Here is a 10915-nt window from a genome sequence, read left to right as displayed (position 1 = left end):
GAATTCATCCTGCGCGCCAGCGGTCCGGTAGCACTGTTCGGGCGGGGCGGGGACACACCCGAGGCGTGCCTGCGCGCCGGCCGCCGCGCCTACCGGACGCTGGCGCGCACGGTCCATCCTGACGCGGTCCCGGCTGACCGGCGTCCCGACGCCCAGGCTGCCTTCACCCGCCTGGGTCACCTGTGGGAGCGGTACCAGCGGGAGATCGCCGGGGAGACAGTGGGCCGCCGGGCCGTCGTCACGACCAGGAAGCACATCTACTCGGTCGGCAAGGTTCACGCCCGCGGTGACATCGCTACCCTGAGCGAGGTCACGTATGCGGGCACCGGCGACGCCGGGGCCGGCGGTACCGGCGGTGCCGGCGTCGCCGGCAGCGGCGCGGCCGAGGCCGGTGCACTGCTGAAGATCCCGCGGTCGGTCGCCGACAACGACCTGATGGAGCGCGAAGCGACAGCGCTGCGACGGCTGGCGCGCGAGGGCGAGGACCGGTTCGCCGCATACGTGCCCCGCCTCGTCGAGACCTTCCGGCACCGTGACGGCGTCGGCGGTGGGCTACGCCGGGCGAACGTCATCGAGCGTGTCCACGGTTTCCGCTCGCTGGCCGAGGTGCGCGCCGTGTGCCCGGACGGGCTCGACACCCGGGATGTCGCGTGGATGTGGCGGCGGCTGCTCGCCGCCCTCGGGTACGCGCACAGAGCCGGGATCGTGCACGGCGCCGTCGTACCCGACCATGTGCTCATCCACCCGCACGACCACGGCCTGGTCCTCGTGGACTGGTGCTACTCGGTCGTCACCGGCACGGACGGTTCGGGCGGCGCGGCCGGGCATGTGCCGGCGATGCATGTGCCGGCGGTGGTGGACCGCTTCGTCGACATGTATCCGCCGGAGGTCGCGGCCAGGCGGTCTCCGGACGCGGCCACCGACATCTACCTGGCGACGATGTGCATGACGTACCTGCTGCGCGACGACGCTCCCCGGCCGATCCTGCGGTTCGCCCGAGGGTGCACGCTGCCTGGTCAGTCCCGGCGGCCGCACGATGCCTGGCGCCTGCTCGGCGAGCTCGACGAACTGCTGGAGCGGCTCTACGGCCCGCGCCGCTTCCGGCCGCTGCGGATCCCGACCCTATACAACACCGACGAGCATCCCTGAGCGAGCCCGGTCATCCACTGACACCACCGCATTGTTTTATGTCGCCGAATTACCCAGCACCGCCGTCCTGTCCCCGTCTTCAGCAATATTTTTCGGTCTCATTGTTTTCGGTCACCGTCTCGTTGTCACAGTCTCATTGTTTTCAGCCCCTCGGGGTTCGGCGCACGACCGAACCCCGAACTCGAATCGGAGGAATCCCATGGGCAGCGGATCCTGGTCCACCGACGTCTATGCCGCGGCCGCGAGCTATCGACGGCGTACCGGCCGCAGCGCGTTCCACTACAGCGACAGCGTCCGCCACAGCAGCCAGCGCGGTGATTGGAAAGCCCATCCCGACCTCGACCCGCACAGCGTCGGGACGCGCGAGAGCCGTGACAGCGACGAGCATCCGACGTCGCTGGCCATCGGCGTCCTGTTCGACGTGACCGGTTCGATGGGGCAGGTGCCGCGTACCCTGCAAACCAAGCTGCCCGAACTGCTCGGCCTGCTCATCCGCAAGGGATACGTCGACGGCCCACAGATCCTCTTCGGCGCGATCGGCGACGCCACCTGCGACCGGGTGCCCCTGCAGATCGGTCAGTTCGAATCCGACAACCGGATGGACGACCATCTCGGCAACATCTTCATCGAAGGCGGTGGCGGCGGGCAGAAGACCGAGTCCTACGAGCTGGCCCTGTACTTCATGGCCCGGCACACCTCGATCGACTGCTACGACAAGCGTGGCAAGCGGGGCTACCTCTTCGTCATCGGTGACGAGCTGCCCTACCGGCGGGTCAAGCGCCGGGAGATCGCCTCGGTCATCGGTGACGATCTGGGTGAGGACATCCCGGTCGAGCGCATCGTCGCCGAGCTACAGCGTATGTACGAGGTGTACTACATCCTGCCGCAGGGAGCTTCGTACGCCGGGGACACCGAGGTGCTCGCTGCCTGGCGCGGTCTGCTGCGACAGAACGTCATCGAGCTGGACGACCTCGATGCCGTGTGCGAGACGATCGCGCTCACCATCGGTCTGGCCGAGGACGCGATCGACCTGGACGAGGGCCTGGAGCACCTGCGCGAGACCGACACGGACGCACCGGTCGGCGCCGTCGGAAAGGCCCTCGCCGCGTACGCGCACGACCGTGCAGCGGTGGTCGTCTCCGATGGCCTGCCGGGCCTCGACGACGATCCGAAGGGGATCACCCGGTTGTAGTTTGCTCGCGCCCGTCCGCAACCGTGACCTCACGCCCGTCCGCAACCATTCCCCAACCATGACGTGGAGGGACGAACACCGCCGTGCCACACCGCCACACCATCGTCGTCGACCTCGGGTTCGGTGACGCGGGCAAGGGAACGGTCGTCGACCACCTGTGCGCGCGAGCGTCCGTGCGGGGCCGACCTGTGCGCGCTGTGATCCGGTTCAACGGCGGTGCCCAGGCCGCCCACAACGTCGTCACCGACGACGGCCGCCATCACACCTTCGCGCAGATCGGCTCGGGAGCGTTCACCGCGGGCACCGCCACCCACCTGTCCCGTCACATGCTCGTCGATCCGCTTGCGCTGGCAGCCGAGGCCGACCATCTCGAGGCTGCCGGCGTCCCCGGCCCGCTCGCCCGCCTGACCGTCCACCGTGACGCCCTGATCACCACCCCTTACCACGTGGCCGCGAACCGCATACGCGAACGGGCCAGGGTTCCCGCCCGTCACGGCTCGTGCGGTATGGGCATCGGTGAGACCGTCGCCCACGCACTGGCCCACCCCGATGACAGCCCCCGGGCCGGGGACTGCCTCGCCCCCACCCGGCTGCGTCGCCTCCTCACCGTGCTCCGTGACCGCCTGACCGACGAGCTGGGCCCGCTGGCCGCGCCCGCGGTCGACGACTGCGCGGCGGCCTTCCGCGCCTTCTCCGAGGCCGTCGACCTCGTCGACGACTCGTACGTCCGCATGTTGCTGCGCGGCGGGCCCGTGGTGTTCGAGGGTGCCCAGGGCGTGCTCCTCGACGAGTGGAACGGCTTCCATCCCTACACCACCTGGTCCACGGCCACCCCGGCGAACGCCGACAAGCTGCTCGCGGACGCGGGGATGGCGGGGGAGGCGCTGCGGCTGGGGGTGGTCCGCACCTACACCACCCGGCACGGCGCCGGCCCCCTGGTCACCGAGGAGGCCGAGCTGACCGCCGCGCTGCCCGACGTCCACAACGGCACCGGCCCCTGGCAGGGCGCCTTCCGCGTGGGCCACTTCGACGCGGTGGCGCACCGTTACGCCGCCGACGTCGTCGGCGGGGTGGACGCCATTGCGCTGACCCACCTCGACGTGGCCGCACGGCACCGTCTCGCCGCCTGTCACGCCTACGAGATCGACGGCGTGACGGTCACCCGGCTGGCACCGGAACCATCCGACGGCCGGGTGCTCCGGCAGGTCGGGGAGGCCCGGGTGCCCGGATCACCAGGGGGCCAAAGGCGGCACGATCATGCTTTTTTCGCGCCGTCGGAGGCCCGGGTTCCCGGGACATTGGTGGGTCAGGCGAGACTGACCAGCCGGTTGGCGAGGGCACAGCCCGTCCTTGAGCCCGTCCCGGATGCTGCCGCCTGGCCGCGACTTGTGCAGGAGGCCCTCGGCGCCCCGGTGACCCTGCTCTCCTACGGGCCGCGCAGCCGTGACAAGCGCTCGCGATCGGTGGCGGGGATGCGGGGACGATGACCGGGTTATGCCGGTTACGCCGTCGTGCCGGATCGTATAGGGCGGCGGTATGTGCGGCGGTGAACCCGTTCGACCACGCCGGCGAGCCGAACGCATCCCGCTGTAGAAGACTGCGAAGCGCACGTCGTCCGTGCGCTGAGGGGGTGGAGCGGTTGCAGCCGGGAACGCGTTGGATGAGCCTGAGGTGCGTTCCGGTGCAAGGTCGTAGCTGGTCTGATTCATCCGGTCTGGTCATCGTGTAGGTGCCGTCGGCGGGCCGTCGAGGCGCTCCTGCGCGCAGGCATCGGCGCGTTCGGTGCGGAAGGGAAAAGAGATCATGGGGCAGCCAGTAGTCCACTTCGAGATCGTCGGTAAGGACGCCGAAAAGCTGAAGAGCTACTATTCCGGCCTGTTCGGGTGGGAGATCAACTCTGACAATCCGATGAATTACGGGACCGTGCAGCGCGAGGGCAATGTCAATGCCGAAGGCGTCGGAATCGGCGGCGGCATCGGAACGACTCCGCAGGAGTATCCCGGCCATGTCACCTTCTACGTCGAGGTACCCGACGTGGAGGCCGCGCTCGCGAAGGCCGAGAGCCTGGGAGGGTCGCGGATAATGGGGCCCGACAAGGTGGTCGAAGGGACTGAGATAGGGCTTTTCAACGATCCCGAGGGTCACCTTGTCGGTGTCGTGAAGTCCGCGTCGTAGCAGTCCGCGTCGTAATAGTCCCGGTGTGTTCCAGGGCCCCGCTTCACGCGGGGCCCTTCTCGCGCACACACGTGACATGGCGAGATCTCGTGCGCCGCAGGCACCCCGACCTGGTTGTATGGCACGGCCACCAGGATGGAGATGCGGCACACCCCACCACCAACCTGCATCCCCGGACGCGCCATCGTGATCAGCCGCGGACAGGACCAGCTGATCCTCTCTGTGAAGCCGGACGGCTATGAAGCCGGACGGCTATGAAGCCGGACGGCTATATGGAACCTCCTGCGGGGAGCGCTGTACCGCGTGTGGGCGATCCTTCCCAGGATCGGCATGTCCCACCGGCTACGGAGCCCGGTATCAGCGGTCCGCCGGTGCCTCCGCCTTCCAACGCTTGCGTACCTCGTCGGTGATCTCGCCGATCTCGGCGGCCGGCTGCCCGATGCGGATGTGGTTGCCGAAAGGATCGCGCAGCGCGCAGTCGATGCCGTAGGGCTGCTCGATCGGCTCCTGGGTGAACTCGACGCCGCGGGTCTTGAGCTCCTCGTAGGTCTTTCGGCAGTCGTCGGTTCTCAGGATGAAGCCGAGGCCCATCGCGCCCTTGGTCACCAGGTCGCGTACCTGCGCGGCGGTCTGTTCGCTCATGGCGGGCGGGCCGGGCTTCTCCAGCAGGATCTCGCGCTCGGGCTGGCCGGGGACGCCGACGGTCAGCCAACGCATGAAGCCGAGATCTACGTCAGTGGTGACCTCCAGCCCGAGCTTGCCGACATAGAAGTCCACAGCTTGGTCCTGGTCGAGAACGTAGACGGATGAGTGTGTGATGGCGTTGAACATGCCGGCAACACTATGTAAGTCCATCCCGGTCCGCTTCTCCGAAACTGCTCGGTCGCAGCCATGCCATCCCGAAACAGGTCGGCACCGGTACCGGCCCGGCTCGCCGACGGTACGACGACGGCGACTCGCCGGCGACGGCGTGGAACGTCCGGCTGAAGGTGCCGAGGCTTGTGAAGCCGACGTCGAAGCAGACGTCCGTCACGCTCCGATCGGTCTCTCGCAGGAGCGCCATCGCCCGCTCGACACGACGCCGCTGCAGGTAACGGTGTGGCGTCTCGCCGAAGGTTGTGCGGAAAGCCCGGATGAAGTGCGCCGGCGAGACGAATGCGATCCGCGCCAGCGTGGGGATGTCGAGCGGCTTCGCGTAGTCGCGGTCCATGGCGTCACGCGCCCGTAGCATCCGACGGTTGCTGTCCTCCACCGACCGGTTCACGGACTGCTGCTGCTCACAGGCTGCCGCTGCATGCCGGCACTCTACCCACGTCCAGGCTGTTGTTGCTCATAGTGATTTATCCACTGCGGGGAGATGTGGCAGGCGACGACGAGTGCCGTCGTCGCGACCGCGGTGAGCGGCAGCGCGAACGGCCAGGGTGTCGCGGTCGCCGCCAGGACCGCGCCCGCGGTCACCGGAAAGCCCGCGTCGTAACGGGTACCCCGGCGGTGCGGTCGCACGTGCAGCAACCACACGCTGAGCAGGTACACCGCAACCGGAACGGTCACGGCCCCGCCCGCGATGCCGGAGCCGATGTGTGCCCTGTGCGTCGCGTAGTCGACGGCAACCGCGAGGCCCGCACCGACCGTCGCCGCGGAGGAGAAGATCAGGTAGTGGCCGTAGCCCCACAGGAAGGCGTTCCGGTTGGTGCCGGAGAGAAACCGGTGCGCCGGGTGGTCGAAGTACAGCCACCACATCGAGAACACGACGAACAGCGCGGACACGGCGAGCGCCGTCAGACCGTCGGACGCGGCATAGGCATGTTCCGCATCGAGGCCGGCCTGTACCGCGGCCGTCGCAGCCAGGATCGTCTCCCCGAGCACAATGATCGTGAACAGGCCGTACCGTTCGGCGATATGACGCGGATGCCAGGTGGTCGCGTGCGCCCGTTCGGCCCACACCGGCACGCTGAGCTCGGCGGCAACCATCAGAAGGAAACCCAGCAGGTAAACGCTTTCGGATAGCACCAGGAGGACAATCCAGCCTGCCCAGCAGGTGGTGATCCCGACGGCGAAGCGCAGCGCGGTGGTCCGTCCAGCGTCGTCGGAATGCGCGGCGCGCAGCCACAGTCCGGCCAATGCCAGTCGAATAATCCCATAGCCCAGCGTGACCACGACGAAGTCCCTGTCGTCGAACGCCCGCGGCACACCGGCCGCCACCACCAGCACCCCGGCCATCTGTACCAGCGTCGCGACCCGGTAAGGCACGTCGTCGGTGTCGTAGGCGGAGGCGAACCATGTGAAGTTCATCCACGCCCACCAGATCGCGAAGAACACCAGCAGGTAGGACACAGTTCCGTCGCCGATGTGGTCCTCGCTGACAGCGTGGTGCAGGCTCATGCCGGCGAGCGCGACCGCGACGACGAAACAAAGATCGAACAGGAGCTCAAGCGGCGTCGCGGCCCGGTGCGGCTCGGTTCCGCTGCGCGCCACCATCGGCCGGAGCCAGGAGCCCGCGGCACGGTTTGAAACGTCCTGGTTGTACGTGATATCGGTCCGGTCGTGCATGATGTGGTGACCTCCTCGACTGCTGAGGGGACAACCTTCTGGCAGCCGACGCACGCCGGGCGATGCCCCGGCTGAACGATCAGCATTCCGGCGGCCTGTCCATGAAGGTCTGTCATGCCTTGACTCCACTGAATGCAGGCTCCCCGAACTCGCCTGACGGTCGTCGGTCGACCCGTTCGAGTCGATATCGGGGGATCGACGGCTCGTCCAATCGACGGCTCATCCAGACGTGACGATCTCTCCTCGTTGCATGGTGGCGATATGCTCAGCCGGTCGGCGTGCCATCCACCAACACGGTGGTGATCGCGACCGGTGCGATGGTCAGGGGCGGTAGCTCAGTCGGTTAGAGCAGCGGACTCATAATCCGTCGGTCGTGGGTTCGAGTCCCACCCGCCCCACACCATCTGCGCAGGTCATGGGCCTGTAGGCGATCTCCAAGCGGTCGCACTATAGATCTTGCTAAAAATCTGCTAACGCCGCTACGTTGCGGGGATCCGAACCCACCCGGGCCGGACCCCCGCACCACCTCAGGAGACCGGCTGCAGCAGAAGCTCCGGGCAGGTCTCCTCCACCCACATGCGAATTTCCGCCGGGCCCTCACCGGTCGCGAGAAGCCGATAGGTGGCGGCGATCCACTCGGCAACCGTCATGCTGCCCTTCGCCCAGTCGCACAGCCGACAGGCGGGTTGGCGGTTCAGCTGGCCCTCCCCGCCTCCCAGCGCCGCCGGCACCACATGATCCCGCCCGTCAGTTGGACGGAGCAGGCAGTAGGCACACAGGCCCCCGTGAAGCTGGTAGGCGGCATGAGCCCTACGGTTCCGCTGCTCCGGGGAAAGAGTCACGACGTCGACTCGGCTGCGGAGGCCCACGCGGTGAACGTCAGCGTGGTCCGCTCCGGGCCCTGATCCACCCAGGTCAGCACCGCGCCGGCAGGTAGATAGCCTAGAAAATCCCGAAGATCCACCGCGCCGAGGCCGGCATGCACCGTAATGTGATATTCAGATCCGAGGCCACCTGTCAGATGCACCCGTGTCAACGAGATGGCCCGGCCAGCGCCCGGCGCACGGACCGTCGCCAGTGCGGAGCCGGCGGATTCAAACTGCGTCGGCAACTGCGTCGAAATGGTCATGACCGGTCCCCCTGGTTACGTAGCTGCTCGCGCGCTTCGGCGATCTCACGGCGGGCGGTCACCCGAATCGCGATCGCCTCACCGTCCTTCCGTCCTTTGATCGCTTCGAGCTTCCTCTGCGCAGTGGCGATCTTCTCCCGCAGCTCCTCCGCGGCGGCCATCAGCGACCGCCCTTCTTGACGATGACCGCCCAGTCCTTAGGGTCGCCGTCATGGTCGGGAATTTCCGGTGCGGTCGGCCACTGCTTGTCGGCGGTCAACGGGTCGCCTCTTCCAACTCCAAGGACGCCTGCATCCCGTGCTCGGCAATAAAGGAGATAAGTTTGGCAGCGGCAGTAGTCACCGGCACCCACCGCCCTTGCGCTGGACGGGAATTGTGCCGCGTGGAGACGGCTCATCACCACGCGGCGGCGGATTTAGGGCATGCTGAACCACGGGTTCGGCCTCCTAGCCAGGTCGGATCTAGGGCCCCGGCGTCAGCCGCCAAGCATCGGCGCCGGGGTTCGTGTGTGTAGTGGTGCAATCGCATCTAGAGCGTAGAGCTCACTAGTTAGCCGGTCAATGGTGGATATCTCCGAAGACGTAGACCATGTGCATGCGCGCCCCATCGGTCACCATGACCGTGACGTCGACGACCTCGCCGCCGCCGGTGCGGCAGGTACGCAGGGTCTCCACCACCGGATCGGCAGATGTCAAACCGAGGGTCTCCGCCTCATCCGTCAGTGGATGTCGGGCCAGCACCCGGTCCTGGGATGAAGTGATCGACCAGCCGGCACGGGCCAACAGCGCTGGCGCCATCATCGGTAGCCTCTCCGGACGTCCCAACTCGGGAACAGCCTCGGCTACGTGGGGCGGATAGTAGGACGTGGCGATCTGCACCGGTTGGCCATCGAGGAGCAGGAGCCGACGTCGCCACGTCACGATCGTGCCCGCATCAATCCCGAAGGCATCCGCGACCTCGATGGGAACTGCTTCTGCCCCGGCTCCGGTGGCTTGCTGGGTGCCGAGCAGGCCGTGTTCGGCGGCGATCTCTTTCCAGGTACGTCGCGTGCCGTCCGGGCCGGGGACGGTCATCGAGTCCATAACGTTGATCACCGGGCGACGGATCCGGACGAACGTCCCAGCCCCTGGCCGACCTTCAACGAGCCCCCAGAGCTTGAGCAGCTGAAGCGCGGCCTGCGCTGTCGCGTTCGCGACGTTGTACTGCTCGCGAATTTCTCGGAGGCCGGGCGTCTTGTCGCCAGACCGGAGTTCTCCCCGTGTAATCGCCCCCCGGATGTCTTCTGCGATCGCTTGGTAGGCATGCCTACCCCTACCTCGGTCGATCATCGCCTTGTTCCCCTCGCGCGCCGAAACACTGTGCTAGTTATCTACCTTACGGTAGCTAACTCCTGTTGGCGCGAGTTGTTGACGCGATCCCGGCGTGAGCCTCGGATTTGACATCCCCTACCCAAGTAAATGTAACTGCCTGTAACCGCTCTAAGCTTCCCCCACCGTGTAAGACCTTTGGGGGGACCATGACCAATTACGGACAGTCGGGCGGACAGCCACCGCCACCATGGCAGCCGACGCAACCGCCATACGGGCAACAGCCCACATCGCCAGACAGCAGTCGGCCAAGATGGCGTCAGCTCGCAGACAAGATCGGAATCCAACCGCCGAAACCGCCAGCAATCCCGCGGCCCGGCCTCCCGAACCTGCCCCAGCGCAGACGACGCCAACGGCCACGCTTCGCCATCGGCTGCGGCACCACCCTCGGCATCGGCCTGGTCGGCATCATCCTCATCGTCATCCTGATCCCCGGTGAGAAGATCACCGTTCCGAACGTTGTCGGGCAGCGGCTGGACGTTGCGCAGCGAACCCTCGGCCCGGACTTCACCAGCCAGTCACGAGACGCGACAAGCCAAAACCGGATGCAGCTGATCGACTCCAACTGGACGGTCATCCGGCAGGATCCGGCCGCAGGCAAGGCTGTGGCGAAAGGCTCGCTCATCATCCTGTACGCCGACAAGGTCGAGGCCCCTGCAGCCCCGGCCACAACGTCGCAGCCGACGACAGCAGCCACCGACGACAGCAGCCATGACCTGGCCATCACCTCATGCCGGCCCAACATCAACGGAACAGTCGCAGCCACGGTCGTAGCCACCAACCACGGGCCGACCATCCGCGGCTACATCTACACGATCCACTTCGTCGGCAAAGACGGGACCGGCTTCGGGGACTTCTCAGGCTCGATACACGCGGTCCGGCCCGGAGAGCACTCTCTGCCGGAGATACCGGCCGGTGTCGAACAGGCACCCGCCAGCGGCTACGACTGCCAGCTGGCCGACGTGAAGGTTATCGAAGCCCGGTAGGCTTTGCTGCCAGTCGTGTTGCAATGACAGCTATCCGTAACTAGGTTAGGTTCAGTGAGTGGGCCCACCGAAAGGGCGAGCGCACGAACGTCGGCTTGCCGACATGTCCGCGGCGCTTCCCGAACCCAGAGACTCCACCTGGCAAGGCGTTGCAAACCCTGACAATCGTTGCACCTCGCCGCAGAGAATCAACGAAACGGCGCGGGTCCACCAGCGCATCGACTACGACGACCAGTGGGTGCTTGTCGACTTCGGAAGTCATGTGACCATCATCGCAGTCACCCCCGACCCGCCGGACGCAGGAGAAGGCACGCCACTCCACGACGACTCTCCCATGGAGATGCTCGTACTCCTCCTAGTGTACTGC

Annotated in this window: 13 protein-coding genes and 1 tRNA gene; 7 read left to right on the top strand and 7 right to left on the bottom strand. The window is 66.9% G+C overall.

Features of this window, described 5'->3' with window-relative positions:
• The first annotated feature begins 6 nt into the window (after positions 1–6).
• From CV1CTNOD_RS18435 to CV1CTNOD_RS18420, 4 genes are all read left to right on the top strand, one after another.
• Complete coding sequence (locus tag CV1CTNOD_RS18435; RefSeq protein WP_242606816.1) at positions 7–1149, top strand: lipopolysaccharide kinase InaA family protein; 1143 nt, start codon at positions 7–9, stop codon at positions 1147–1149.
• A gap of 199 nt (positions 1150–1348) precedes the next feature.
• A complete protein-coding gene (locus CV1CTNOD_RS18430) occupies positions 1349–2341 on the top strand; it encodes a hypothetical protein (RefSeq protein ID WP_131787265.1) in 993 nt (330 codons plus the stop codon).
• 83 nt (positions 2342–2424) lie between these two features.
• The gene (locus tag CV1CTNOD_RS18425) at positions 2425–3828 is read left to right on the top strand and encodes an adenylosuccinate synthetase (RefSeq protein WP_131787264.1); all 1404 of its coding nucleotides are present in this window, start codon (positions 2425–2427) and stop codon (positions 3826–3828) included.
• A gap of 316 nt (positions 3829–4144) precedes the next feature.
• Positions 4145–4516, top strand: a complete 372-nt coding sequence (locus CV1CTNOD_RS18420) for a VOC family protein (protein WP_131787263.1) — start codon at positions 4145–4147, stop codon at positions 4514–4516.
• A 357-nt stretch (positions 4517–4873) separates the two neighbouring features.
• Here the strand turns inward: CV1CTNOD_RS18420 and CV1CTNOD_RS18415 are convergent, their stop codons facing one another.
• From CV1CTNOD_RS18415 to CV1CTNOD_RS18405, 3 genes are read right to left on the bottom strand one after another with little or no spacing between them, the layout of a single operon-like run.
• Complete coding sequence (locus tag CV1CTNOD_RS18415; RefSeq protein ID WP_131787275.1) at positions 4874–5347, bottom strand: VOC family protein; 474 nt, start codon at positions 5345–5347, stop codon at positions 4874–4876.
• 10 nt (positions 5348–5357) lie between these two features.
• The gene (locus tag CV1CTNOD_RS18410) at positions 5358–5780 is read right to left on the bottom strand and encodes a helix-turn-helix domain-containing protein (protein ID WP_207386540.1); all 423 of its coding nucleotides are present in this window, start codon (positions 5778–5780) and stop codon (positions 5358–5360) included.
• A gap of 41 nt (positions 5781–5821) precedes the next feature.
• Entirely contained in the window at positions 5822–7066 is a 1245-nt protein-coding gene (locus tag CV1CTNOD_RS18405; RefSeq protein WP_242606812.1) for a low temperature requirement protein A, read from the bottom strand.
• Between the two features lie 324 nt (positions 7067–7390).
• Between CV1CTNOD_RS18405 and CV1CTNOD_RS18400 the strand changes: the two genes are divergently transcribed.
• Positions 7391–7464: transfer RNA gene (locus tag CV1CTNOD_RS18400), tRNA-Ile, on the top strand.
• Positions 7465–7593: 129 nt separating this feature from the next.
• Here the strand turns inward: CV1CTNOD_RS18400 and CV1CTNOD_RS18395 are convergent.
• The 4 genes from CV1CTNOD_RS18395 to CV1CTNOD_RS18385 form a co-directional block, all read right to left on the bottom strand.
• Positions 7594–7908, bottom strand: a complete 315-nt coding sequence (locus CV1CTNOD_RS18395; protein ID WP_207386539.1) for an HNH endonuclease — start codon at positions 7906–7908, stop codon at positions 7594–7596.
• The gene (locus tag CV1CTNOD_RS18390) at positions 7905–8195 is read right to left on the bottom strand and encodes a hypothetical protein (RefSeq protein WP_131787261.1); all 291 of its coding nucleotides are present in this window, start codon (positions 8193–8195) and stop codon (positions 7905–7907) included. Before CV1CTNOD_RS18390 ends, CV1CTNOD_RS18395 begins: the two co-directional genes overlap by 4 nt.
• The gene (locus CV1CTNOD_RS24990) at positions 8192–8356 is read right to left on the bottom strand and encodes a hypothetical protein (protein ID WP_165485616.1); all 165 of its coding nucleotides are present in this window, start codon (positions 8354–8356) and stop codon (positions 8192–8194) included. The genes CV1CTNOD_RS18390 and CV1CTNOD_RS24990 overlap by 4 nt, the downstream gene beginning before the upstream one ends.
• Before the next feature lie 396 nt (positions 8357–8752).
• Positions 8753–9523: a GntR family transcriptional regulator gene (locus tag CV1CTNOD_RS18385; RefSeq protein WP_131787260.1), complete on the bottom strand. Its 771-nt coding sequence runs from the start codon at positions 9521–9523 to the stop codon at positions 8753–8755.
• A 188-nt stretch (positions 9524–9711) separates the two neighbouring features.
• Between CV1CTNOD_RS18385 and CV1CTNOD_RS18380 the strand changes: the two genes are divergently transcribed.
• Together CV1CTNOD_RS18380 and CV1CTNOD_RS25845 are read left to right on the top strand one after the other, a co-directional pair.
• A complete protein-coding gene (locus CV1CTNOD_RS18380; protein ID WP_131787259.1) occupies positions 9712–10548 on the top strand; it encodes a PASTA domain-containing protein in 837 nt (278 codons plus the stop codon).
• Positions 10549–10651: 103 nt separating this feature from the next.
• On the top strand, positions 10652–10915 hold a 264-nt coding region (locus CV1CTNOD_RS25845), incomplete at its 3' end, for a hypothetical protein (protein ID WP_207386538.1).

This window comes from Protofrankia symbiont of Coriaria ruscifolia, assembly GCF_900634745.1.
In the GTDB taxonomy this organism is placed as follows: domain Bacteria; phylum Actinomycetota; class Actinomycetes; order Frankiales; family Frankiaceae; genus Protofrankia; species Protofrankia californiensis.
This window is presented reverse-complemented; position numbering and strand designations above follow the sequence as displayed.

Coding starts and splice junctions, on each gene's coding strand:
- CV1CTNOD_RS18390 (WP_131787261.1), bottom strand. CDS start 8,195: ATGACCATTTCGACGCAGTTGCCGACGCAGTTTGAATCCGCCGGCTCC.
- CV1CTNOD_RS18380 (WP_131787259.1), top strand. CDS start 9,712: ATGACCAATTACGGACAGTCGGGCGGACAGCCACCGCCACCATGGCAG.
- CV1CTNOD_RS24990 (WP_165485616.1), bottom strand. CDS start 8,356: ATGGCCGCCGCGGAGGAGCTGCGGGAGAAGATCGCCACTGCGCAGAGG.
- CV1CTNOD_RS18420 (WP_131787263.1), top strand. CDS start 4,145: ATGGGGCAGCCAGTAGTCCACTTCGAGATCGTCGGTAAGGACGCCGAA.
- CV1CTNOD_RS18415 (WP_131787275.1), bottom strand. CDS start 5,347: ATGTTCAACGCCATCACACACTCATCCGTCTACGTTCTCGACCAGGAC.
- CV1CTNOD_RS18430 (WP_131787265.1), top strand. CDS start 1,349: ATGGGCAGCGGATCCTGGTCCACCGACGTCTATGCCGCGGCCGCGAGC.
- CV1CTNOD_RS18405 (WP_242606812.1), bottom strand. CDS start 7,066: ATGCACGACCGGACCGATATCACGTACAACCAGGACGTTTCAAACCGT.
- CV1CTNOD_RS18385 (WP_131787260.1), bottom strand. CDS start 9,523: ATGATCGACCGAGGTAGGGGTAGGCATGCCTACCAAGCGATCGCAGAA.